This is a genomic window from Polaromonas sp. (genome assembly GCF_030680935.1).
Lineage (GTDB): Bacteria > Pseudomonadota > Gammaproteobacteria > Burkholderiales > Burkholderiaceae_C > Polaromonas.
Genome location: NZ_JAUXUP010000026.1, coordinates 101,028 through 125,156, shown reverse-complemented (window position 1 = coordinate 125,156; position 24,129 = coordinate 101,028). Strand labels below are relative to the sequence as shown.

Genomic DNA, 24,129 nt, shown 5'->3' with positions numbered 1-24,129 from the left:
GAAACGGATCTAAGGGCAATGCTGTTCGTTTAAGCGCTACAACTGCGTTCGGGCTGAGCCCTTCGACGGGCTCAGGACAGGCCCTGTCGAAGCCCCTTGGCATGGAGACGACCCTTCGACAAGCTCAGGGCGAACGGTTAAACGAGCCTTATCAGGACCAACGGGCAGCACCACCACCGGCGAAAAGCCGCCCCCCGCTGTGCGGAAGTTGGTGGTCTGACCGGTGTAGGTGCGTGCGGCCAGCAGTTGCACCTGGCCGCGGTAGGTGTAGGCGCGTATGTCCAGCTTCAGGCGCGTTGCCACGCCATCCACATCAACCAGCCTTTCGCTGGGTGGCACCAGCGCCTGGGCAATAAAACCGCCCGCCGTGATGTGCGCCCAGACGGTTTTGGTGAGTTTTTCGCCCCGGTACGCGGCCTTGCCGCCGTAACCTGCCACCGGTTTGAAGAACAATTGCCGCCGCCTGGCCCACAGCGCATCGGCATCTTCGGCCTTGACCAGCTCGGTGCGCGGCACCACCGCCTGCAGCAAGCGCCGGTCTTCAGCAGAGACGCCCCATGAGGCCAGAAGGGCATCGTCACCCAACGTGATCAGGTTGCGCTTGTCTGCAAACAGCGCATGGGCGCGCGGGTGCGGCGTGACCACTGCCGCGCCTGCCACATAGGCGGCGCGCAGGGCAGCGTGCGTGGGCTCAGACAGGCTGAAGTCGGTCAGGCGGTTGTAGACCAGATCCACCGCCTGGTCTGGCAGGGCCGGGTGCCACAAGGCGCCGTCTTTCCACTCAAAATCGCGCGCATCACCCACCGCAGCGCTGATGCCGTGCGCCAGAAACAGCTGGCGCGCCAGCGCAAACTCTGGTGCCAGGTACTGGTCGTCGGGCGCGTCGTCCACAATCAGCACGCTGCGCAGCGGTGCCGTGCCGCGCTGGGCCTGCCACTCGCTGCGAAACATCGCTACAAAGGTGTCGTCCAGCCCCGTCAGATCGCTGTTGGCATCCATCAGCCCCTGCATGGGCGCGCAGCAGTCGCGGTGCGCGCGCGCCAGTGCGGCGTTCAGCAATGCGCCACCAGCGTTGGTGTTGATCTCAATCAGGCGCGGGCCGTCTTCACCCAGGTGAAAGTCATAACCCATGAAGACACTGGCAGGGCCAAAATCAAGCCTGGCAATGTCCGGCGCGGCAGATAACGCGTGCTGCTGGTAGGCGGGCAGGGCGATCGCGCGCTCTATCGCCGCAATCGCCTGGGCCAGTGTGGTGTTGATGGCCGGGTCCAGAAACACCGCGCTTTCAGAAAACAGATGCGGGTGGCTGGCCGCCAGAGAGGCGGCCATGCCTTTGAGGGTGGCGTCCGTCTCAAGCTGCTGGCGCAGCCGCTCCGGGCTCAGGGTGCGGCACAGGCAGCCCAGGTTCAGTTTGTCAGCAAGGGTCATGGTCGGCGGCTGGCTCAACATTTCACACCGCAGCTTTCGCCCTGGCAGCAATGTTCGGTCAGGTAGCCCAGCAGGGCGGTCATCTGCGCAAAATTGGCGCGGTAAATCAGGTTGCGGCCACGCGGCTCGCTGCTGACCAGGCCAGAATGCGCCAGCTCTTTCAGATGAAACGACAAGGCGCTGGGCGCCACTTCCAGCTGTTCGGCAATGGTGCCCGGCGTCAGGCCATCGGGCCCGGCCACCACCAGCGCGCGGAAGGTGCGCAGGCGCTGAGCCTGCGCGAGGGCGGCCAATGCCTTGACGGCAACGGCTTCATCGATCAGTGGCAGAAGAGTAGTTTCCATAGTTCAAATATAATTGAATTATTGAAACGAAGCAATTGCAGACAGGAAAAACCGATGGCCGACATCACGATTTATCACAACCCGCAGTGCGCTACCTCGCGCAACACCCTGGCGCTGATACGCAACAGCGGCGCTGAGCCTGAAGTGATTGAGTACATAAAAACACCACCCCGCCGCGAGACGCTGGTACGACTGATCGCCGCCATGCGCCTGCCGGTGCGCGATGTGATGCGGCAAAAGGGCACGCCGTATGCGGAACTGAAGCTGGACGACCCGGCGCTGAGCGACGGGCAATTGCTGGATGCCATGCTGGCCCACCCCATCCTGATCAATCGCCCCATCGTGGTGACGCTGCTGGGCACACGCCTGTGCCGGCCGTCTGAAGCGGTGCTGGACATCCTGCCTGCGCCGCAGCAGGGCGCTTTCACCAAGGAAGATGGCGAACTGGTGATTGATGAGAAGGGTGAACGTGTTGCAAGCGCTTGACGATCTTCCCAACCTCGACGCCGCGCTGTTTGCGCCGCCGACAGCCAGCGCGCTGCAGGCCTTTCGCCCCTCGGCCCATGCACCGCGCATTTTGCTGCTCTACGGCTCGGTGCGCGAGCGCTCTTACAGCCGCCTGCTCAGCGAAGAAGCCGCGCGCCTGTTGCAGGCCATGGGCGCGGAAACAAAAACGTTCGACCCGCGCGGCCTGCCGTTGCCCGACGATGCACCCGACAGCCACCCCAAGGTGCAAGAGCTGCGGCAACTGGCGCAGTGGGCCGAAGGCATGGTCTGGACATCGCCCGAGCGCCACGGCGCCATGACCGGCATCATGAAGTCGCAGATCGACTGGATCCCGCTGGCCGACGGCGCGGTGCGCCCCACCCAGGGCAAAACACTGGCCGTCATGCAGGTCAGCGGCGGCTCGCAATCGTTCAACGCCGTGAATCAGCTGCGCGTGCTGGGCCGCTGGATGCGCATGTTGACGATCCCGAACCAGTCATCGGTGGCCAAGGCGTTTCTGGAGTTTGACGAAGCAGGGCGCATGAAACCCTCGGCGTTTTACGACCGGGTGGTCGATGTGATGGAAGAGCTGGTCAAGTTCACACTGCTGACGCGTGATGTGTCGCCGTATCTGGTGGACAGGTACAGCGAGCGCAGGGAGAGTGCTGAGGCGCTGTCAAAGCGGGTGAATCAGCGGGGCTTGTGAAAGTTTATGCGCCAAATCGGGCTCTGGCCCTTTGGGCATGTGCGCTGGCAGCTATTGAATTGATAGTAATTCGTTCGTGAAAATGGCGCTGACTATCAACAAGTAAATATTGTCGCTGGTTAGCTGGTAGCTTCTTTTTCTCTCAGGCGGGCTTTCGATTCTTTGCTCTGAACGACTGCAAGGGAGTGGGAGCGGGTATTCACAGAAATCTGGCGAATGGCTGGGTTTGGGCCAGTAGCGGACATAACAAGCAAGGCCCATCCAGGCGGCTGCGGCGCCTAAACTCTTGCGGCCGAATCGGTATGGCAGAGGCGCCTGACCTCAAGCCGCGGCAACCGCGCCACCTCCTGGCAGCGACAACCGCAGGATTTTCATCACCGTCGTCCCGAACTGCCGCGTCAACGACCCGGTGTTGTACGGAATGCCGTAGCGCGATGCCAGCGCGCGCACGCGCACGGCCAGACCTGGGTACCGGTTGCTGGGCAGATCCGGGAACAGGTGGTGTTCGATCTGATGCGACAGGTTGCCCGACAGGACATGGAAAAGCCGGCCGCCGCCGATGTTGCAGGAGCCGAGCATCTGGCGCACGTACCAGCGTGCGCGGGTTTCGTTCTCCACCTGCGCCTTGGTGAACACATGCACGTCTTCCGGAAAGTGGCCGCAGAAGATGATGATGTAAGTCCACAGGCTGCGAAGCAGGCAGGCCACGGCGCCGGCACTGAAGACGGCGAGGAAGACCGTCAGCAGGGACGGGCCGACGCCGGCGAGTGCAAACGGAATCGCCAGGGCGACGCCCAGCAGCGGCCAGGCGATGTAGTCCTTGGTCACCTGGGCCGCAATCTTCCTGCCGGTGCGACGCAGCTGCGGGCCGACGGTTTCCAGGTGCTTCTTCCGCGTGAAGAACTTGCCCAGCTCCAGTTCCTGGACGGCGACGCCCCATTCGAACAGCAGCGCGAGCAGCAGTGCGTAAATCGGCTGACCCAGGTGGAAGGGTTTCCAGCGCTGCGCAGCGGACATGCGCAGCAAGCCATAGCCGATGTCCGGATCCTTGCCCAACACATTGGTCCACGTGTGGTGCCGGATGTTGTGGGAGTGCATCCACTGATCCGAAGGGCAGACGTGGTCCCATTCCCAGGTCCCCGACTGGATGGTGGGATCGTTCATCCAGTCCCACTGCGCATGAAGCACGTTGTGGCCGATCTCCATGTTCTCGATGATCTTGGCCAGCGCCAAGCTCAGGGTGCCCAGGGCGATCAGCAGCCAGAAGCCCGTCGTCGAAGCGAGAGCGTGCTCCCAAGCCGGCAGCAGAAGGATGCTTGCCAGGATGAGGATGCGCCCGGCCAACGCCATGCTGCGCTGGATCCGGATCAGCGTGACGATGTACTGCCTGTCGGTTTCGCCACGGGAGTCGATCACTTCTTCGCGCATCGTGTCGAGCTCGCGGCCGAACTCCTCGATCTGGGCGTCGGTCAGGTTCACGGGGAGGGCGGTGGAGTTCATGGGGGCTCTCAGGGGTTTCGGTCAAAGGTCGAGTTCGCAGTCGCCCGCGGTCGCGCAGACACAGGGCTGGATCACGCTGCCTGCTTCGCTGTGGACTTTGCCGGTTCGCAGATCGCGGACGCAGCCGGAGACAAGCCGCGTATCGCAGGCGTGGCAAATTCCCATGCGGCAACCATGGGGCGGGTTCATGCCCGCTTGCTCGGCCACCCGCAGCAAGTTGGTAGTTGCATCGGCATCCGCCTGCACGCCGGCCTTGGCGAACCACACGCGGCCGCCGGTGGCTTGCGCGGGAATTTCGGCGAACGCGGCTCGGAAGCGCTCGATGTGCAGATGCCGAGCCCTGCCGGCGTTCCCGAAATGAAGTTCCAGCGCCACCAGCAACGACTGTGGGCCGCACGCGTAGACCTCGCGGTCCCGCCAGTCCGGGCAGAGTCGATCCAACTGCCCGGCGCTGAAATGTCCCTCGGATGGGATGGATTTGCCAAACGGGTGGGTATAGACCGGGTGGTAGACATAACGCGTGTGCTCCTGCGCCAACTGATGGAAGTCCTTGCCGAAGATCACGTCGAACTCGTGGGGCGCGTAGTGAATGTGCACGGTGTCCACCAGACGCTCTTGCGCGATCATGCTGCGCACCATGCTCATTGCGGGCGTCGCGCCGCTGCCCGCCGTGATAAACAGCGGCGACACGGGTTGCGCATCCGGCAGGTGGAAGTCGCCTTGCGGCAAACCGATGGGCAGGTAGTCGCCCACCCGGATGCTGCGCACCAGGTGGTGGGAAATGGTGCCGCCCTCGATCGCCTTGACGGTGATTGTGAAGCGGCCATCCTCTCGCTCCGGCGGCGATGAGATCGTGTACGTGCGGGTGAAGTGCTTCCCATCGACCGGAATTCCGACGCGAACATGCTGGCCGGCCCGAAAACCCCGCCAGTTCAGACCCGGCTTCAGCGTGAGGGTGCGTGCGTTCTTCGTTTCGTCCCAAACCTTCTCGACCCGCGCCTGCATCGCGTGGGTGGCCCAGAGAGGATTGACCAGCTCGACATAGTGCGAAAGGCTCAGGGGGTATGAAAAGCTGTCGGTCAACCGGGTCACTGCATTCAGCGCCTTGCGGGCCAAACCGGGTTCTGGAGCAGGTTTCTTTTGCATCATGCCGCTATTGTGTACAGTTGTACACCAATTGTCGATAGTGGCGAGAAATATTAGAGTGATTGACCAACTTCACCAGTAGAAATCAGCTGATCTACAACAAGAAATGAGGTACATTTGTCCACACAAACATGGCAGGCACACCAAACCCGATGAGCAGGGAGAACCTGTCTCGCACCGAGCGCAAGGACTTGACGCGAGGCAGCCTCGTGCGCGCGGCGTTGAAACTGATCGGCGAAGGCCGCAGCTTCACCAGCCTGGGCATCCGCGAGATCGCGCGGGAGGCCGGAGTGGTCCCCAATTCGTTTTATCGCCACTTCAATAACACTGACGAATTGGGCCTGGCTCTGGTCGCCGAGGTGGGGCTGACGTTGCGGCGCCTGCTGCGCGAGGCCCGCCAAGTGGAGGGAGAGCAGGACGTGGACTTGCTCAGGCGCTCAGTGCAGGCCTACCAGGCGTACGTGAAGCAGAATCGCCGGCTGTTTCTCTTCATCTCGAGCGAGCGGTCGGGCGGCAGCCGGACGCTGCGGGCGGCCATCCGTAACGAAGTCAGCCACTTCACGAGCGAGATGGTGCAGGATTTTCGCCGCATGGGCGACTACTCAGGTCTGTCCACGGGCGATCTGCAAATGATTTGCGGACTGGTCGTCACCACCATGTTGGCCGCCGCGCCGGAGATGCTCGATCTACAGGCCGATCAACCCCTGCTGGAGGCCGAGATGACCGAGACTTTCGTGCAGCAACTCAGGATCGTATTGCTGGGTGCGGCGAGTTGGAAGCCAAAGTCCAATCGAGTCAGCAGCGCCCTGTGACCAGATCTGGTTCGTGCACGCCCTCGGGGCGAGGCAATGGCTGCTTTGTCGTCGATTGCTGCTTTCGGGCCAGAAGCGGAACCATGCAGATGACTGCTTCCCGTCAGGTCGCTTGACAACTCTGACGCTCTCTGCGAATTTCTGGGGTGTGGCGCCTTCAGGCCCATTGGAGTCATTGCGGTGGTCGATTTGCTCGCCACAAAGAAGTCGATCGGATTCTTTCAATCCGAGCGATCACACATATTCCCGGCGCGTGGCGCGCCGCAAGGGGGTCGAATCGAACCTGCGACCGGCAACACACTTGCCCACATGCGCTTGAATTCCCTACCCGCCGTATGTCATGGAGTAGCTAGGAATAAACGCCTACCCCAGGGCGCAAAAGTGGTACCTTGGCCTCGATGTGGTTTAACACCAGGGGCCAAATTTTTGCTTCCGCCACGCGCTGGAACACGCCAAAATGCCCGACCGCTTTGCGTCCTACCGCGCGTGGGTGCAGGTGCAAACGCTCGACTTGGCCTGCGCTCTGGCCAAAGCACGCCGCTAGTGCATCCACCGCATCGACTGGACCAAATGTTTTGTCGTCGTCAATGCTCCACAGTTGCATGTGCCCCTGAAATTGGTCGGGCTGATACCAGCCCTCGCAGGCCGGGTCATCGCGAAAGTATCCGGGCGACATGCCCCATCGAGCCCAGTCCATGGCGGCAGCCCCGGGCAGCGTCTCGCCACCACCCAACGCCCAGCCGGGCAGCTTGCCGGTCAGACGCACCAACAGCGGGACCCAGCGCCCAAAAAACACACGGGTAACCTGGCGGTGCCATCCACGTGGCCACAGTTTCCAGTACCCGAATTGGGAACCGAGGGTAATGACCGCGTTGATGTGCTCAAGCCCCTGTACCAGCGGCAATCCATTGCCTCCTAACGAGTGCCCGACCCACAGCAGGGGCAAGTGCTGGTCGCTTTGGGTGCTACGCGCCTTCGCACAGGCCAGCGCACCCGAGAGGTCGTGGCGCACCCACTCGCGCATGCCGGTGCGCCCACTGGCACTGGCATTGGCACCGTTGCGCTTACCCATTCCGCGGTAGTCAAAGCACAACACGGCATAGCCACGAGCGGCAAGCCAGCGGGCAAAGGCGTGATAGTAGCGCTGCGGAACACCGGTGGCGGGCGCCATGACCGCCACCGCATGGGCACCTTGGTGCTGCGGCACAAACCAGTGCCCGTGCAGAGGGTGACCATCCGTGGCGGCAAATTGCACCGCGTCCATGTCTACCTGCGCGTCCTGCGGGTCTGGTTCATCCTGGAACGGCAGATGGGCGTGCAGGTGTGCCTGGTCGGGGGATTCCAAGGTAGCCCTTGCATACGTGGCAGGGGCGGCGGCGGACAAGGCAAAGGACATAGCAACTCCAAACAGTTGGTTCATGAAGCTGCATGGTAGATTTGTACTAATCTGTTGAATAGACTCTATTTTTGAGTCACACTGTTTACATGAGCTCACCAAAAGACGCAGTTGCCTTGTCAGCAACCCGACTACACCGCCATCGCGAGGCCTCGGCCTTGGATGCCAACGCACTGGAGCTATTTGCCCACGTGGTCGCGGCCGGCAGCTTTTCACGGGCAGCGCGCCAGCTGGGGCTGACCCGTGCTGCCGTCAGCCGCCGCGTGGCCGCCATGGAGCAGATAGTCGGCCAGACACTGCTGGCACGCACCACTCGCTCGCTGGGGTTGACCGAGGCCGGGCGCGCGCTGGCATCGAGGGCCCAGGTCGTGCACGAAGCCGCTAACGCGGCACGCATGGCGTTGCGCAAGGAGGGCGATGCCCTGCAGGGGCGGTTGCGCATCACAAGCATGCGCGCCTTCGGCTACAGCGTGTTGTTGCCTTTACTGGCCGAGTTTGGCCGCACGCATCCTGGCGTGGCCATGGAGTTGATGTTCACCGAGCGGCGGGTCGACCTGGTGCGCGAGGGTGTGGATGTGGCCTTTCGCATCACCCGCAAGCCGCCGGAGGACTGCGTGGCCCAGCCGGTGCTGCGCTTTTTGATTGGTGCATACGGCACCACACCAATGCCCTTGGCGGGTCCGGCGGCGTTGCAGCAATGGCCTTTGCTCATGCTCGAAGGCGGCGCGCAAATTTGGCCGCTGCAATGGCACCGCCGCAGCGGCAAGATGAGCGAAACCGTGGAGCTGCAGCCGCACATCAGCGCCGACAGCCTCGAAGCCCTGGTAACGTTGGCGCGGCTCGGCCAAGGGGTCGTGTTGGCACCCGACTTTTGCGTGCAAGAGGACGTCGCGGCCGGGCGCTTGCACAACCTGCTGCCGGACTGGCATTTGCCCATTGCGGAGGGCGACTGCGTTCAGGCCCTGACCTTGCCCGTACATACCGCGGGTGCCAACGCACGCGCCCTGGTGCGTCTGGTGGCGCAGCGGCTTGAGCTTACCCATCAGACCTGATTCTGACTCCGAATGTGCTGGCCGACGAGCTCACCGCTGGTTGGGCTGCTGCATTACCGGCTGTAGCCGATTGTGATTTGCCTCCTCCAAAGGATTCAATCGAATTCGGTCAACCCGAGCCGACCGGCCCACGGTCTGGTATCTGAACAAGTCACGGGGACGACGGGCGCTGGCTATCGAAAGCGGGACTTTGTGGCCACACAACAATACATACCAATTTAGGCCCCCAGCCCTTTTCCCACCTGCGCAAGCAGCTATTTATTCAATAGCAAGCCACCACCCCAACCCCCTGTCATCAAACTGCCATCAAACTGACATGATCACGTAACCGCTGCCTTCCAGAATCCTCGCATCAGTCAAAAAACGCGATGGAGAGTGATTCATGGGTCAAGGTTTTGCAGGGGATTCTGAGCAGTACGGCGTCAACAACACGCCCAACCCCTCTATCCACGAAATAGACGGCGAGCGGCGCCATGTGTTGCGTTGCACCACAGCGGCTGTGGCTTTGCTGATGGGCTCGCACACCCTGACTGCTAATGCCGCCACGGCAGCCAAGGGCAAGGCGCTGGGCTTCACCGGTGTGCCGGTGTCCAGTGCCGACGCGCTGGTGGTGCCGCCTGAATACGATGCCCAGGTGCTGTACCGCTGGGGTGATGCGACCGGTATTGCCGGTTCTGCGGCGACGGCTTTTAATGCCGATGCATCGAACAGCTGGCAAGAGCAATTGCTGCAGTCGGGCATGCACCACGACGGCATGGAGTATTTTCCGCTGGACAAAAATCCGCGCCATGGCCTGCTGGCCATCAACCACGAGTACACCGACGACGGTCTGCTGCACAGCGATGGCATGTTGACCTGGACGGCTGAAAAAGTGCGCAAGTCCCAAGCGGCCCACGGCGTCAGCGTGATTGAGGTGGTAGAGCGTGCCGGTGTCTGGCGCGTCATGCCCAACTCGCGTTATGCGCGCCGCATCACTGCCAGCACACCCATGCAGTTCAGCGGCCCGGCCGCCGGCCATGCCTTGCTGAAAACGGCAGCCGACCCTGAAGGCATGCGTCCTTTGGGCACTCTGAACAATTGCGCAGCCGGTCAAACCCCCTGGGGCACGTTTTTGACCTGTGAAGAAAACTGGAACGGCTACTTTGCCACGGGCGACAAGCCTGGCCCGGACGAGGCGCGTTATGGCATGACAGCCAAGGGTTTTGGTTACCGCTGGCATGAGTTTGATGAGCGTTTCAATGCGGTGAAACACCCCAACGAGGCCAACCGTTTTGGCTGGGTGGTCGAGATCGACCCACAAGACCCGACACAAACCCCGATCAAGCGCACGGCGCTGGGCCGCTTCAAACACGAAGGCGCCACCACCACGCTGTCGCGCGATGGCCGCGCTGTGGTGTACATGGGTGACGACGAGCGTTTTGAGTACATCTACAAATTTGTCAGCCGCGACAAGGTCAAGCCCGGCGGATACCGCGCCAACAAAGAGCTGCTGGACCATGGCACGCTGTACGTGGCCCGTTTTGACGAGCAGGGTTATGGCCGCTGGTTGCCGCTGGTGCAGGGGCAAGACAAGCTGACCGCCGCCAACGGCTTTGCCAGCCAGGCCGACGTGGTGGTCAAGTGCCGCCAGGCCGCTGATGTGGCCGGTGCCACCAAGATGGACCGGCCGGAGTGGGTGGCTGTGCACCCCAACACCGGTGAGGTGTTTGTGACGCTGACCAACAACAGCAACCGGGGGCAGGGCAGCCAGCCGGCGCGTATGGCCAATGCGGCCAACCCGCGCAACGACAACATCATGGGCCACATCATTCGCTGGCGTGAAGGCAAGGGCAGCCCGGGCGGCAGCGCCAGCCGGCTGGACGGCGACGCCAGCGCCACCGAGTTCCGCTGGATGCACTTTGCATTGGCCGGTGACCCGAATGCTGAAAAAGCCGAGTACCGGGGCACGATCAAGGGCGACATGTATGGCAGCCCCGATGGCCTGCAGTTTGACGCTGGCGGCATGTTGTGGATACAGACCGACATTTCCACCTCGGCCATGCACAAAGGTGGCTACAAGAACATAGGCAACAACATGATGTTGTGCGCCGATCCGGCCACTGGCGAGACCAAGCGCTTTCTGACCGGCCCGGCCGGTTGCGAGATCACCGGCGTGACCTTTACGCCGGACCGCCGCGCAGTGTTTATCAATATCCAGCACCCGGGAGAAACCGCCAGTGAGCGCGGTGACCCGGCCCAGCCCAAGGCGGTCAGTCACTGGCCGGACGGGCCCACCGGTGGCCGACCGCGTTCGGCCACCGTGGTCATCCGTCGCAAAGACGGCGGCATTGTCGGCACCTAGTCAGTCATCACAAAGCCCCTGCAACGGGGCTTTTTTACAGCGTTTGCACTTGATTATTCAAAGACAACAAGGAGTCATCATGAAAGAACTGCCGAATCCCACGTTTGCTTTGTCGCCAGTCGCCCCCGGGCACTTTTCACGGGGGTTACTTCATCAAAGCTCTCATGCAACCGTTCCAGCCGCTGTTCAAAGGCCTGCCATGGGCAAAATCCAGGTCAGCTGGGCCAGGCACCAGGATGAAGTCCGGCAGGCGCAGCGTCTGAGGTACCAGGTCTTCGCGCTCGAGATGGGCGCCACCCTGCCCAACACAGTGCCGGGCCACGACATCGACCTGTTTGATGATTTCTGCGAACACCTGCTGGTGCGCGACCAAGCCAGCCAGGAGGTCATAGGCACTTACCGCGTGCTCACGCCCACCCAGGCCAAACGCGCCGGCAGCACCTACAGCGACACCGAGTTTGACCTGACGCGGCTGCGTTTTTTGCGCGAACGTATGGTTGAACTCGGCCGCAGCTGCGTGCATGCCGAGCACCGGCACGGCGGCGTGATTCTGGCGCTCTGGGGCGCGCTGGCCGAGTTCATGGCGCGCAACCAGCTGGACACCATGATTGGCTGCGCCAGCATCCCCATGCAGCACACCGGGGCCTCCAGCGGGCAGGCGGCCGCCAGCATCTGGCGCCAGGTGCGGCAAACACATCTGGCACCGATTGAGTTTCATGTGACGCCGCGCCTGCCGCTGCCGGTGGAGCGCATGGACGACTCGCTCGATGTAGAGCCACCAGCGCTGATCCGGGGCTACCTGCGCCTGGGTGCCAAGGTGCTGGGCGCGCCAGCCTGGGACCCTGATTTCAACTCTGCCGATCTGCCGATGATGATGCGTATTGCCGATTTGCCGCCGCGTTATCGCAAACACTTTTCTGCCGGGGCGGCCTGATGCGCACGATGTTCGACAAGCTGGGCCCGCTCAACAACGGCGGTGCGCCAGAGCCTGATGACGACCATGACGAGGATGCGCTGCGCAAGCGTTACCGCACCATCTTTATCTCGGATCTGCACCTGGGCACGCCCGGCTGCCAGGCCACTGCGCTGCTGGACTTTTTGAAGGCGCACCCCAGCGACTACCTGTACCTGGTCGGCGACATTGTGGATGGCTGGCAGTTGCGGCGCAAATGGTACTGGCCGCAAACCCACAACGATGTGGTGCAAAAGCTGCTGCGTCGAGCGCGCAAGGGTTGCCGCGTGGTGTATGTGCCCGGCAACCATGATGAGTTTGCGCGTGAATTTATTGGCCACCAGTTCGGCGGCATCGAGGTCATGGAAGAGGCGGTGCACACCACCGCCGACGGCCGCAATCTGTGGGTGATCCACGGAGACTATTTCGATGCAGTGGTGCAATGCGCCAGGTGGCTCGCCATTGTGGGCGACAACCTCTATGAATTCACACTCAAACTCAATCGCTACCTGAACAGCCTGCGTGCCCGCATGGGCCTGCCGTACTGGTCGCTGTCGGCTTACCTCAAGCAAAAGGTCAAAAGCGCGTTGAACTATGTGACCGATTTTGAGGTGGCCGTGGCCAACGAGGCGCGGCGCAAGGGCCATCAGGGTGTGGTCTGCGGCCACATTCACCGCGCAGAGATGCGCGACATCAACGGTGTGCTGTATTGCAACGACGGTGACTGGGTGGAAAGCCGCACCGCGCTGGTAGAGCACTTCGACGGCAGGCTGGAGCTGCTGCACTGGGCGCCTGCGCACGAAACCCGTGGTCTCGGCCATGTCAGCAGCACGGTGGCCGCATGAAGATCGCTTTGATTACCGATGCCTGGCAGCCACAGGTCAACGGCGTTGTCACCACCCTGGTAGAGCTGGTGCGCGAGCTGGAAGACCTTGGCCACCGGGTCGAGGTCATTCACCCGGGCCTGTTCAAAACGCGGCCTTGCCCGGGGTACGCGGGCATTGACCTGGCGATTCGCCCCAAGGCTTTGCTTAGCGCGAAGATGGATGCCTTGCAGCCGGACGCGATTCATATTGCCACCGAAGGTCCGCTGGGCTGGGCGGCGCGCGGGTATTGTCTGAAGCGGGGCTTGCAGTTCACGACCGCGTTTCACACCAAATTTCCGGAAATCCTCAACGCTGCGCTGAAAATACCGCTGTCCTGGGGGTATGCGCTGTTTCGCCATTTTCACAAGCCGTCATCAGGTGTGATGGTGCCCACCAACGGCGTGTTGAACATGCTGGAAAAGCGTGGCTTTCGCAATCTGCGCAGCTGGACGCATGGTGTGGACACTGAGCTGTTTGCTTTTTATCCCGAGGCGCGGCTCTACCCTCCCATGGGTACGTTGGTGCGGCCGGTCTCGCTGTTTGTGGGGCGCGTGTCCTATGAAAAAAACATCGATACCTTTTTGGCACTGGACATTCCGGGGACCAAGGTGGTGTGTGGTGTAGGCCCACTGGAAGCGTCGCTCAAAGAGCGGTATCCGCAGGTGCGCTGGCTGGGCGTGTTGCCGCGCGACGAGCTGGCCCGGGTGTACGCGGCGGCCGATGTATTCGTGTTTCCCAGTCGGTCAGAAACCTTTGGTCTGGTGATGCTGGAGGCCATGGCCTGCGGCACACCGGTGGCGGCTTATCCGGTGGACGGCCCTCTGGAGGTGCTGGGAAAACCTGACGGCAGTTGTCATGGGGGTGTGATGGACCAGGACCTGAAGCAGGCCAGCTACCAGGCCATGCAGGTGCCGCGTCACGCGGCGCGTGCCCGTGCGCTGGACTTCAGCTGGGAGCATGCCGCGCAGCTGTTTGAGCGGCATCTTGTGCCGGCCCATGCGCAGGCTGAAGTCAAGACCACTGCGGTGCAGGCGCTGACCTGATCGACTTGTCATTGATTTGCAACAAGGCTGTCACACAACTGTCACCAATTGCGACCACACTGATGAGTCAGAATGATGACAAAAGAACAAGAGGCCAACGCCTCGCCTGAAATTTGTATGCGCCAAACACCTTCCACGCCTGTTGTGACTACCCCGCCAACTTCACCTGCCGTGCGGTTTCTGGACAGGGACCAGAGCATTCTGGCCTTCAATGAGCGGGTGCTGGACTGGGCCAAACGCCCTGAGGTCCCGCTGCTGGAGCGCCTGCGCTTTCTGTGTATTGTTTCTTCCAACCTGGACGAGTTTTTTGAAGTGCGCGCAGCGCTGCACCTGACGGCAGCCGTGCAGCAGGAGGCCAAGGCCGGCTACTCGGAACAGTCATTTCAGACCTTGTCGGCTTCTGTGCACGACATGGTGGAGCGGCAGTACGCGCTGTACAACGACGCCTTGATGCCCGAATTTGCACGCCATGGCATACGCGTTGTGTCGCACGGTGACCGCAATGCTGCGCAGCGCCGCTGGGTCAAAAATTACTTTGATACCGAGGTCAGACCGCTGCTGATCCCGGTGGGCTTGGACCCGTCTCACCCTTTTCCGCAGGTGGCCAACAAGTCGCTGAACTTCATTGTGCGTCTTGGCGGCCGCGATGCTTTTGGCCGCGAAAACGACATTGCGATTGTCAAGGTGCCCAGGGTGCTGCCGCGGCTGATTCACATGCCCGACAAGGGCTCGCATAAAAAATCGCTGTTTGTGTCGCTGTCCAGCGTGATACGCGCGCACCTCACCGACCTGTTTCCGGGGCGGGAGGTAGGCGAGTTCTCGCAGTTCCGGGTCACCCGGCACTCGGACCTGGCGGTGGACGAAGACGATGTGAGAAACCTGCGTACCGCCCTGCGCCTGGGCCTGGAGCAGCGCCACTATGGTCAGGCGGTGCGGCTGGAGGTTTCATCCGGCTGCTCGGAATACCTCTCTGCCTTTTTGCTGCGGCAGTTCAATCTGCCGGCGCAGTCGCTGTACCGCGTGCATGGCCCGGTGAACCTGGTACGCCTGACGCAGCTGGTGGATCTGGTGAACGACCCGAAACTTCTTTTTCCGCCCTACAAGGCCTGTTACCCGGTGCAACTGGTACCGGGTCAGTCTTTTTTTGAACGGCTCAAACACGGGGATGTGTCCATCCACCAGCCTTTTGAGAGTTTTGGCGGTGTGCTTGATTTTCTGCGCGAAGCGGTCAACGACCCGCAGGTGCTGGCCATCCGGCAGACCATTTACCGCACCGGGCCGGACTCCGAACTGATGGTGCTTTTGCGCGAGGCGGTGCGCCGTGGCAAGGAAGTCACGGTGGTGCTGGAATTGAAAGCCCGCTTTGATGAAGAAGCCAACATCAACTGGGCCGAGATGCTGGAATCAATTGGTGCGCAGGTGGTGTATGGGGTGGTAGGCCTGAAGACGCACGCCAAGATGCTGCTGGTGACGCGACGCGAGGGCAAACATCTCAAACGTTATGCCCATTTGTCCACCGGCAACTACAACCCCAACACCGCCCGGCTGTACACCGATGTGAGTTACCTCACCGCAGATGCGGACCTCACAGCAGATATTGACAATGTTTTTGTGCACATGGCCAGCCAGAGCAAGTTGCCCCGGCTGAACCGGCTGCTGGTGGCGCCGTTTCAGCTGCACCGCAAGTTGATTGAAAAAATGGATGCACTGGGCGAAGCTGCCAAACTGGGCAAGGACACACGTATCGTGGCCAAGATGAACGCGCTGACCGACGAAGCCTTGATGCACGCGCTGGTCAGGGCAGGGCGGTGCGGCGTGAAGATTGATCTGGTGGTGCGCGGTGCCTGCATGCTGCCGGCCGGCGTGCCAGGCGTGACGGACAACATCCGGGTGCGTTCGGTGGTCGGGCGGTTTCTGGAGCATTCGCGGGTGTTCTACTTCCGTTGCGCGGGTGTGGAGACGCTGTACCTGTCGAGTGCCGACTGGATGAACCGCAACATGCTCAGGCGGGTGGAGCTGGCCTGGTCGGTCACAGACCCGATGATCCGTCAGCGCATCATCGATGAATGCCTGGTCGCTTACCTGCACGACAGCCAGGACGCCTGGGACCTGCAGCCTGACGGCAGTTACAAGCATGTGGGGGCACCCGAAAAAGGCAGACGGCACGGCGCACAAGCCGCACTGATGGCGCGTTATTCGGCCACCGGCGGCAAGCCGCACAGGTAAACCCGGTGGACCTGATTCTTTGGCGCCACGCAGAGGCTGAAGAGCTACCCGGGGATGCCGAGGGCGGCAGCGACCTGGATCGCTCGCTGACACCACGCGGCGAAAAGCAGGCGGCCCGCATGGCGGTCTGGCTGGACCGTCAGTTGCCGGAGCGCGCGCGCATTCTGGTCAGCCCGGCCAGGCGCTGCGAGCAGACCGCCCTGGCGCTGGGCCGCAAATACAAGGTCCGGGCCGAGCTGGGCCCCGATGCGCTGCCCGGGCAGCTGCTGGAGCTGGTTCAATGGCCGGTCAACAAGCTGCCGATTCTGGTGATTGGCCACCAGCCCGTTCTGGGGCAGACCATTGCCCATCTGCTGGGCTTGCAGGAGAACGATTGCGCGGTGAAAAAAGGCGCGGTGTGGTGGTTACGCACGCGCGAGCGTGAGGGTGCACCGCAGACCGTGGTGGTGACGGTGCAGTCGCCAGAAGTGCTCTGAGCCCGCTGGCTCCGCGCCGCAGAAAATTCTACAGCCCGGTCAGGGCCAGCGTCCAGGGGGTTTTTTGCCAGGCCAGCACTTCTTCGCGCAGCAGGTGGGCCGATTGCGGAAAGCTGTCCGACCAGCCGTCGCGGCAGGCCAGTGCAAACACATGGTCACCCGCCGCTTCGATGCGCATGTCCCGGATGTCGGGGTCGCGGCGCGCATGGCACAGGATGACGGCCAGGCGCAGGCAGAGCAACTGCTGTACAAAAAGTATGTCTTCGAAATCGGCTTCGAGTTTGCGCAGCTTGCCGCGGTGCCCCAGCACCAGCAGGCTCAGCCGGTGCAGCTCGGGCAGGGCAAAACCGGGCGCGTCGGCATTGTCCAGAATGTAGGCGCCGTGTTTGTGATACTCGCTGTGCGAGATATGGCTGCCAATTTCGTGCAGTTGCGCGGCCCAGTCTAGTTTGCGCTGGAGGCGATCAAGGTCCGGCTCGGGCAAACCGGTACCAACTTGCAGAAAAAGTGTTCTGGCGACCTTGCTGACCCGTACGGCCTGGGCCTGGTCCGCCTCAAACTTGCGCACCAGCCGCTGCACGGTGACAGAGCGCAGGTCGGTCACCTCCTGCTCCCGATCCAGCAGGTCGTACAACACGCCGTGGCGCAGCGCACCCTGGGCTGCATGCATCTGGTCAATGCCGAGCAGCTCAAACACGGCGCGCAGCACACTGACGCCGCCACCTATGACGGCACGCCTGTCGTCCTTCATGCCGTCAAGTCGCAGGCGGTCGGAGCTTTGGGCCTTGAGCAGCCGGTCCAGCAGCCAGTCCAGCCCGTCCTGTGAGACCAGGCCCTGCGGCCAGCCGGCGGCCACCAGCACATCGCTGACGGCCCCAATGGTGCCCGATGAGCCGTAGGCAATGTCCCAGCCTGCGCGGTAGGTGTTGATGGCTTCCTCAAGAACCGCCTTGGCGGCCACCTCGGCGCTCTGAAAGGCGCGTGTCGTGAACAGGCCTTCTGCAAAATACTTCATGGACCAGGCCACACTGCCTACGCGGTAAGACTCCATGGTTTGGGCCGTCAGGCCTTTGCCGAGAATCAATTCGGTAGAGCGGCCACCGATATCGACCACCAGGCGGCGGTCGTCCGACTGCGGCAGCATGTGGGCCACGCCCTGGTAGATCAGCCGCGCTTCTTCGCGGCCAGGAATGACATCAATCGGGAAGCCCAGCACGCGGTGCGCCCGCTCCAGAAAGACATCGCGGTTTCGTGCCTCGCGCAGCGTCTGCGTGGCCACAGCGCGCACCTGGCTTTTTTTGAAGCCGGCCAGCCGCTCGCCGAAACGCGCCAGGCAGTCCCAGCCACGCTGCATGGCCTCAGGCGTGAGGTTGCGGTCGGCGTCCAGGCCATTGCCCTGGCGGACGGTTTCCTTGAGGTATTCAGTGCGGTTGATCTGGCCGTGTTCAAGGCGGCCAATTTCGAGGCGAAAGCTGTTGGATCCCAGATCAACAGCGGCCAGGCGGGTTCCGTTTTGCATGTATGAGCGTTTTGTTGGAATCCCAGCATAGCATCCGCACGGGGCCCGCCCGCGCTTTTTGCAGCTCTATCCGATCACCCGTCCGTCGGCAGTGGTCATGCTTTGGGTGACGTAGGTCGCGCTGCGCCGCTGGGCGTCGAAAGCGACGCGGAAGCCGCCCACATCGACACTGGCCCGGCGCTGGAATTCACCCAGGGTGTGTTGCCTGGTCAGCGGGCCTTCGATATCGCGCAGAACTTCATAGGTATAGCGGGCCGCGATAAAGCCGGCCAGACTGAGGGGTACCGGCGGTTCGTCAAAAAGGCGGGCCAGGGTCTCGCGGTAGGCTCGCACGACGGGAATGCTGGATTTGATCAGGGGAACAGGCTGCGTGGCGATGATGGGCGTGCTTCGCGTGCCGCCCATCTGCACCATGGTCTGGAGGTTGACATCGGCCAGCGCAACCACGTAACGTTGCCTTGCCTGCTTGTCCAGGCCCTGTGTGAACTGTGCAAGCTCGGGCGTCCCGCCCAGGAACAGCAGCACCGCCGGGGTGGCTGGCGTGAGCTTCTGGCCCAGTACCGCCAGATCGCCGCCGCTGCGAAAAGAAAGCAGCTTGAGCCCCATGCCACTGGCGATGCGCTCGACGTCGCTGCGGTAGATCGCCTGGTCCGCGTCCGAGGCGTACACCGCTCCCAACTCCTTCAGGCCCATCACCGAGAGGGTTTTGAGCGCATGGCTGATCTGTTGCTGGCGTGCCGCAAAAATCGGGAAGGTCTGCTGGTCAATGTCCAGGCTGGAGTTCTGCAGCCAGGGGGCCGTGTGCGCAATTTCTGTTCTGCTTTGCTGCAACTGGGAAATGACATGCCCTGCCACCTGGTCCCCCACGCTCCCGGACAGAACGACGCAGGAAGGGTCGTCCTTGATCTTGTCCAGGGCGGCGCGGATGCTGGCTGGGGTGCCGTCGGTTTCCAGTGTCAGATGCTGGACCGGCTTGCCGCGCAGGCCCCCTTTGGCATTGATGTCCTGCCAGGCGGCGCGTGAGCCAATCAGGAAATCCTTGGACACGTCTTGCTGCGCCAACGAAAAATCGACCACCTGGGCCACGGTGATGCCGCGCGAGTTGCCGACCGTTTTTCCGGGCTGGGCCCACAGGGGGGCGGTTGCACCGGCGGCAAGCAGGGCGGCCCCTTGCAGGAATTGGCGACGTTTTTTGTTTTTTGGCTGTTTGTACACGGTCTTCCCCCATGGCGCGGCCCGGAGGGCCTCACCGTCTTGTTGAAAATGCTACTGAATGAATAGCAGCTGATGCCCGCTGAACTGGGGCATCAGCTGAAAATCCGAGGTAGGCGCGTAAAAACCGGCGAATGGGGCCGGACGCTCATCCTCAGTTCTTTTTGGGTGGGATCATCACGCGGTCTACGGTGTGCACCACGCCATTGGTCGCCACGATGTTGGCTGTCTGAACCATGGAATCTTCAACGGTGACGAAATCACCGGCTTTGGCAACGGCGACATTTGCGCCGTTGACTGTTTTGACGGGGCCGTTTTTCACATCAGCGCTCATGACCTTGGCGGAGATGACGTGGTAGGTCAGGACATCCTTGAGCATTGCCGGATTTTTGGCCAGATCGTCCATGGTTTTGGCCGGCACGGCCTTGAAGGCGTCGTTGGTCGGGGCAAACACGGTGAAAGGGCCTGCGCCTTTCAGGGTGGGGGTCAGGCCGGCTTTCACGATCAGGCCGTTGAGCGTGCTCAGGGATGGGTTGGCAGCAATGGTGTCTGCGACCGACACGGGTGAAGACATGGTGGCGCAACCGGACACGATGGCGGCAGCAGCCGCGACAAGCAAAACACGACGACGAAACATAAGGTCACTCCTGGTTGATAAACAGGGGTGAGCTTATGGACGTTTCGTGACAATTGAATGACGATCAAGGCGGTTTACGCGCCCATCGGCCAGTGACAGCCTCCTTGACCGGGGCAGGGGGCACTGTCATGCCTTTGTCACACAAGCTTCTTAGAGTTAGGCCATCTTTCTTCAACTAAAGAGGTTTGCGAATGAAGCTGATATTCAAAGCGACGGTTGCCACCACACTGGCCTTGGCTGGTCTTTCCCTTTCGTCCATGGCCAACGCACAGGATGTGACCGGTGCAGGCGCATCGTTTCCGGCGCCAATTTACGCCAAATGGGCAGATGCCTACAACAAGGCCACCGGTGTCCGTATCAACTACCAGTCGGTCGGCTCGGGCGCGGGCATGCGCCAGATTCGCGGCAAGACGGTGGATTTCGGCGCCTCTGACGCCCCTTTGACAGACGCAGAACTTGCCAAAGACGGGCTGCTGCAGTTTCCCACCGTGATTGGCGGTGTCGTTCCGGTTGTCAATATCAAGGGTATTGCCGCTGGCCAGATCAAAATGACCGGCGCGGTGCTGGGTGACATCTATCTGGGCAAGATTACCAAATGGAATGACGCAGCAATTGCCGCCCTGAACCCCGGTGTGCCGCTGCCGGACGCAGCGATTGCGGTGGTGCGCCGCGCAGATGGCTCTGGCACCACCTTTTTGTTCACCAACTACCTGTCCAAGGTCAATCCCGAGTGGAAAACCAAGGTGGGTGAAGGCACGGCGGTGAACTGGCCAACCGGTGCGGGTGGCAAGGGCAACGAGGGCGTGTCGGCCTTTGTGCAGCGCCTGCCCAATTCGATTGGTTATGTGGAATACGCCTACGCCAAGCAGAACAAGCAGACCCATGTGTCCATGCGCAATGCTTCTGGCGCCTACGTACAGCCCAGCGACACCGCTTTCAAGGCCGCTGCAGCAGGTGCTGAGTGGGCCAAGTCCTTCTACCAGGTCCTGACCGAGCAGCCGGGCAAGGATTCCTGGCCCATCACCGGCGCCACCTTTATCATGATGCACGCCAAGCAGGACAAGCCAGGCCAGGCTACCCAGTCGCTGAAGTTCTTTGACTGGGCCTATGGCAACGGCGACAAGATGGCCGACGAGCTGGACTATGTGCCGATGCCCGATTCGGTGAAAACAGTGATCCGCCAATCGTGGAGCAAGATCACTGACGGCGCTGGCAAAGCAGTCGCGGTCAAATAACCCCGCCCCAGCGAGGCGAAGCAACTTGGGTTGCTTCGCCTTTTCTTTTCTCTGGATAGGAGCCTGTCGTGGCAGCTACACTTCCTGCAAATTCCTACCGCAGCAGCGATACAACCATGTCTGTCCCCCCCGGTCCTTCCACGCGCAGATCCAGCCGTACTGCGGACATTGCTTTTGAGTGGGCGGCCCGGCTGGCTGCCATTGCCACCTTGCTGCTGCTGGCGGCCATTATTCTGTCCCTGGTCATGGGTGCATGGCCCGCCATCAAGGAATACGGCCTGAGCTTTTTATGGACCTCCGAGTGGGACCCGGTCCAGAACAAGTACGGTGGCCTGGTGATGATTTACGGCACGCTGATGACCTCGCTGGTTGCGCTGGTCATTGCCGTGCCGGTGAGTTTCGGCATTGCCTTGTTTCTCACCGAGTTGTCGCCGCGCTGGCTCAGGCGCCCCCTCGGTGTGGCGATTGAACTGCTGGCTGCCGTGCCGTCCATCGTGTATGGCATGTGGGGCTTGCTGGTGTTCGGGCCCATCCTCGCCAAGTATGTCCAGGCGCCTTTGCAGGCGGCTTTCGGCGATGTGCCGTATCTGGGTGCGCTGTTTTCCGGCCCGCCTGTGGGCATTGGCATTCTGGCGGCCGGCATCATCCTGGCGATCATGATCATTCCTTTCATCGCATCTGTGATGCGTGATGTGTTTGAGGTCACGCCGCCCATGCTCAAGGAGTCGGCTTATGCCCTGGGTGCCACGACCTGGGAAGTGGTCTTCAAGATTGTTCTGCCCTACACCAAGGCCGGTGTGATTGGCGGCATCATGCTGGGCCTGGGCCGCGCCCTGGGTGAAACCATGGCGGTCACTTTTGTGATCGGCAACTTCAACCAGCTTGACTCGCTGTCGCTGTTTCAGGCGGCCAACAGCATCACCTCGGCACTGGCCAATGAGTTTGCCGAGGCCAGTGAGGGCCTGCACCAGGCGGCGCTGATTTACCTCGGTCTGGTGCTGTTTTTCATCACTTTCGTGGTGCTGACGCTGTCCAAGGTGCTGCTGTCGCGCCTGCAAAAAGGCGAAGGGGCGCGCACATGAGTACCCTCAATACCGCGCAGCAAGCCCGGCTGGCAAAATTTCGCGCCCGCAAAACCGTCAATGCGGTGGCCATTGCCCTGTCCCTGGGCGCCATGGCTTTCGGCCTGTTCTGGCTGATGTGGATACTGATTGAAACCTTTCGACTGGGTCTGGGCGGGTTGAGCCTGGCGCTGTTCACCGAGATGACGCCACCGCCCAATGCCGAGATCGGCGGCTTGGCCAACGCCATCTTTGGCTCCCTGACCATGGTCTTGTTGGCCACCGTGCTTGGCACACCGATTGGTGTTTTGGCTGGTATCTACCTTGCAGAGTACGGCGCACACACCCGGTTGGGCAAGCTCACTGGTTTTATCAATGACATTCTGTTGTCGGCGCCTTCCATCGTGATTGGCCTTTTCGTCTATGCCATGATCGTGGCGCAGGTCAAAAGCTTTTCCGGTTGGGCCGGTGTGGTGGCTTTGGCATTGCTGATCATTCCGGTGGTGATCCGCACCACCGACAACATGTTGCGGCTGGTACCGAATGCCCTGCGCGAAGCGGCCTACGCGCTGGGCAGCCCGAAGTGGAAAGTGATCATGGGCATCACGTTGCGTGCGGCCCAGGCGGGTGTGGTGACCGGGGTGCTGCTGGCTGTGGCCCGTGTGGCCGGCGAGACCGCGCCGCTGCTGTTCACCGCACTGTCCAACCAGTTCTGGACCAGTGACCTGAGCCAGCCGATGGCCAGCTTGCCGGTGACCATTTTCAAGTTCGCCATGAGTCCTTTCGAAAATTGGCAAAAACTGGCCTGGGCCGGGGTGCTGCTGATTACCCTCGGGGTGCTGGCCCTGAATATTCTGGCCCGTGTGCTGTTCAGAAATAAAAATTGAGGAATCCCAAAATGCAAACATCCTCCATGGTTGCCAACGACCCGATCAAGATGGCGGTACGCGACCTGAACTTTTACTACGGCAAGTTCCATGCGATCAAAAACGTCAGTCTGGATATTCCCGAGAAAAAGGTGACCGCCTTCATTGGTCCATCGGGCTGCGGCAAGTCGACCCTGTTGCGTACCTTCAACCGCATGTACGAGTTGTACCCCGACCAGCGGGCTGAAGGCCAGGTCATGATGGGCGGTGAAAACATGATCACTTCCAAGGAAGACGTGTCATTGATCCGCGCCCGCATTGGCATGGTGTTTCAGAAACCCACGCCGTTTCCCATGTCGATTTACGACAACATTGCCTACGGTGTGAAGCTTTTTGAAAGTCTCAGTGCCAGTGACATGGACGAACGCGTTGAGTGGGCGCTGGGCAAAGCGGCGCTCTGGAACGAAGTCAAGGACAAACTCAACCAGAACGGCGCCAGTCTTTCCGGGGGGCAGCAGCAGCGCCTGTGTATCGCCCGCGGTATTGCGATCAAGCCCGAGGTATTGCTGCTGGATGAGCCGTGCTCGGCACTGGACCCGCTGTCCACTGCAAAGATTGAAGAGCTGATTGCCGAGCTCAAGGCGGACTACACCGTGGTCATCGTGACGCACAACATGCAGCAGGCTGCCCGTTGCAGCGACTACACGGCCTACATGTATCTTGGCGACCTGATTGAATTTGGCGCGACCGAAGACCTGTTCTTCAAGCCCAAACGCAAAGAGACCGAAGACTACATCACCGGCCGTTTCGGCTGAGACATGAATC

Annotated in this window: 22 protein-coding genes; 14 read left to right on the top strand and 8 right to left on the bottom strand. The window is 61.5% G+C overall.

Annotated elements, in window-relative coordinates; all coding sequences use genetic code 11:
- Positions 1-36: 36 nt before the first annotated feature.
- Both Q8L50_RS07495 and Q8L50_RS07490 read right to left on the bottom strand, forming a co-directional pair.
- Positions 37-1,428 carry a hypothetical protein gene (locus Q8L50_RS07495; protein ID WP_305348038.1) on the bottom strand — a complete coding sequence of 464 codons (1,392 nt, stop codon included), beginning with the start codon at positions 1,426-1,428 and terminating at the stop codon, positions 37-39.
- Positions 1,429-1,442: 14 nt separating this feature from the next.
- Positions 1,443-1,772 carry a helix-turn-helix transcriptional regulator gene (locus Q8L50_RS07490; protein WP_305348037.1) on the bottom strand — a complete coding sequence of 110 codons (330 nt, stop codon included), beginning with the start codon at positions 1,770-1,772 and terminating at the stop codon, positions 1,443-1,445.
- Between the two features lie 54 nt (positions 1,773-1,826).
- On the opposite strand from Q8L50_RS07490, the gene arsC reads away from it, so the two are divergent.
- Both arsC and arsH read left to right on the top strand, forming a co-directional pair.
- A complete protein-coding gene (arsC, locus tag Q8L50_RS07485) occupies positions 1,827-2,258 on the top strand; it encodes an arsenate reductase (glutaredoxin) (protein ID WP_305348036.1) in 432 nt (143 codons plus the stop codon).
- The gene (arsH, locus tag Q8L50_RS07480; RefSeq protein WP_305348035.1) at positions 2,227-2,964 is read left to right on the top strand and encodes an arsenical resistance protein ArsH; all 738 of its coding nucleotides are present in this window, start codon (positions 2,227-2,229) and stop codon (positions 2,962-2,964) included. The genes arsC and arsH overlap by 32 nt, the downstream gene beginning before the upstream one ends.
- 321 nt (positions 2,965-3,285) lie before the next feature.
- On the opposite strand, the gene Q8L50_RS07475 is transcribed toward arsH, so the two are convergent.
- Both Q8L50_RS07475 and Q8L50_RS07470 read right to left on the bottom strand, forming a co-directional pair.
- Positions 3,286-4,464 (bottom strand): acyl-CoA desaturase, encoded by a 1,179-nt coding sequence (locus Q8L50_RS07475; RefSeq protein ID WP_305348034.1) that lies wholly within the window; start codon positions 4,462-4,464, stop codon positions 3,286-3,288.
- Between the two features lie 21 nt (positions 4,465-4,485).
- Positions 4,486-5,613: a ferredoxin reductase gene (locus Q8L50_RS07470; RefSeq protein WP_305348033.1), complete on the bottom strand. Its 1,128-nt coding sequence runs from the start codon at positions 5,611-5,613 to the stop codon at positions 4,486-4,488.
- 128 nt (positions 5,614-5,741) lie between these two features.
- Between Q8L50_RS07470 and fabR the strand changes: the two genes are divergently transcribed.
- Positions 5,742-6,422: an HTH-type transcriptional repressor FabR gene (gene fabR / locus Q8L50_RS07465; protein ID WP_305348032.1), complete on the top strand. Its 681-nt coding sequence runs from the start codon at positions 5,742-5,744 to the stop codon at positions 6,420-6,422.
- A gap of 349 nt (positions 6,423-6,771) precedes the next feature.
- On the opposite strand, the gene Q8L50_RS07460 is transcribed toward fabR, so the two are convergent.
- Positions 6,772-7,767 (bottom strand): serine aminopeptidase domain-containing protein, encoded by a 996-nt coding sequence (locus Q8L50_RS07460; RefSeq protein ID WP_305348031.1) that lies wholly within the window; start codon positions 7,765-7,767, stop codon positions 6,772-6,774.
- 140 nt (positions 7,768-7,907) lie between these two features.
- On the opposite strand from Q8L50_RS07460, the gene Q8L50_RS07455 reads away from it, so the two are divergent.
- The 7 genes from Q8L50_RS07455 (at position 7,908) to Q8L50_RS07425 (ending at position 16,774) form a co-directional block, all read left to right on the top strand.
- The gene (locus Q8L50_RS07455; RefSeq protein ID WP_305348030.1) at positions 7,908-8,870 is read left to right on the top strand and encodes a LysR family transcriptional regulator; all 963 of its coding nucleotides are present in this window, start codon (positions 7,908-7,910) and stop codon (positions 8,868-8,870) included.
- 382 nt (positions 8,871-9,252) lie between these two features.
- A complete protein-coding gene (locus Q8L50_RS07450; RefSeq protein WP_305348029.1) occupies positions 9,253-11,211 on the top strand; it encodes a PhoX family phosphatase in 1,959 nt (652 codons plus the stop codon).
- Positions 11,212-11,290: 79 nt separating this feature from the next.
- A complete protein-coding gene (locus tag Q8L50_RS07445; RefSeq protein WP_305348028.1) occupies positions 11,291-12,145 on the top strand; it encodes a GNAT family N-acetyltransferase in 855 nt (284 codons plus the stop codon).
- Positions 12,145-13,008 carry a UDP-2,3-diacylglucosamine diphosphatase gene (locus tag Q8L50_RS07440; RefSeq protein ID WP_305348027.1) on the top strand — a complete coding sequence of 288 codons (864 nt, stop codon included), beginning with the start codon at positions 12,145-12,147 and terminating at the stop codon, positions 13,006-13,008. The genes Q8L50_RS07445 and Q8L50_RS07440 overlap by 1 nt, the downstream gene beginning before the upstream one ends.
- Entirely contained in the window at positions 13,005-14,072 is a 1,068-nt protein-coding gene (locus tag Q8L50_RS07435) for a glycosyltransferase family 1 protein (protein WP_305348026.1), read from the top strand. Before Q8L50_RS07440 ends, Q8L50_RS07435 begins: the two co-directional genes overlap by 4 nt.
- A 117-nt stretch (positions 14,073-14,189) precedes the next feature.
- Positions 14,190-16,298, top strand: coding sequence for a polyphosphate kinase 1 (ppk1, locus tag Q8L50_RS07430; protein ID WP_305348050.1), 2,109 nt, complete (start codon positions 14,190-14,192; stop codon positions 16,296-16,298).
- A 5-nt stretch (positions 16,299-16,303) separates the two neighbouring features.
- Positions 16,304-16,774 (top strand): histidine phosphatase family protein, encoded by a 471-nt coding sequence (locus Q8L50_RS07425; protein ID WP_305348025.1) that lies wholly within the window; start codon positions 16,304-16,306, stop codon positions 16,772-16,774.
- 28 nt (positions 16,775-16,802) lie between these two features.
- Here Q8L50_RS07425 and ppx read toward each other — a convergent pair whose 3' ends face one another.
- The 3 genes from ppx to Q8L50_RS07410 all read right to left on the bottom strand — a co-directional run bounded on the left by ppx (position 16,803) and on the right by Q8L50_RS07410 (position 20,142).
- The gene (gene ppx / locus Q8L50_RS07420; RefSeq protein ID WP_305348024.1) at positions 16,803-18,293 is read right to left on the bottom strand and encodes an exopolyphosphatase; all 1,491 of its coding nucleotides are present in this window, start codon (positions 18,291-18,293) and stop codon (positions 16,803-16,805) included.
- Between the two features lie 66 nt (positions 18,294-18,359).
- Positions 18,360-19,508 (bottom strand): ABC transporter substrate-binding protein, encoded by a 1,149-nt coding sequence (locus tag Q8L50_RS07415; RefSeq protein WP_305348023.1) that lies wholly within the window; start codon positions 19,506-19,508, stop codon positions 18,360-18,362.
- Positions 19,509-19,659: 151 nt separating this feature from the next.
- Positions 19,660-20,142, bottom strand: a complete 483-nt coding sequence (locus Q8L50_RS07410) for a fasciclin domain-containing protein (RefSeq protein WP_305348022.1) — start codon at positions 20,140-20,142, stop codon at positions 19,660-19,662.
- Between the two features lie 191 nt (positions 20,143-20,333).
- Between Q8L50_RS07410 and pstS the strand changes: the two genes are divergently transcribed.
- The 4 genes from pstS to pstB all read left to right on the top strand — a co-directional run bounded on the left by pstS (position 20,334) and on the right by pstB (position 24,119).
- On the top strand, positions 20,334-21,377 hold the full coding sequence (gene pstS, locus Q8L50_RS07405) for a phosphate ABC transporter substrate-binding protein PstS (protein WP_305348021.1): 1,044 nt from the start codon (positions 20,334-20,336) through the stop codon (positions 21,375-21,377).
- A 116-nt stretch (positions 21,378-21,493) separates the two neighbouring features.
- Positions 21,494-22,459, top strand: coding sequence for a phosphate ABC transporter permease PstC (pstC, locus tag Q8L50_RS07400; protein WP_305348020.1), 966 nt, complete (start codon positions 21,494-21,496; stop codon positions 22,457-22,459).
- A complete protein-coding gene (gene pstA, locus Q8L50_RS07395) occupies positions 22,456-23,325 on the top strand; it encodes a phosphate ABC transporter permease PstA (RefSeq protein ID WP_305348019.1) in 870 nt (289 codons plus the stop codon). Before pstC ends, pstA begins: the two co-directional genes overlap by 4 nt.
- Positions 23,326-23,336: 11 nt before the next feature.
- Positions 23,337-24,119 carry a phosphate ABC transporter ATP-binding protein PstB gene (gene pstB, locus Q8L50_RS07390; protein ID WP_305348018.1) on the top strand — a complete coding sequence of 261 codons (783 nt, stop codon included), beginning with the start codon at positions 23,337-23,339 and terminating at the stop codon, positions 24,117-24,119.
- Positions 24,120-24,129 lie beyond the last annotated feature (10 nt).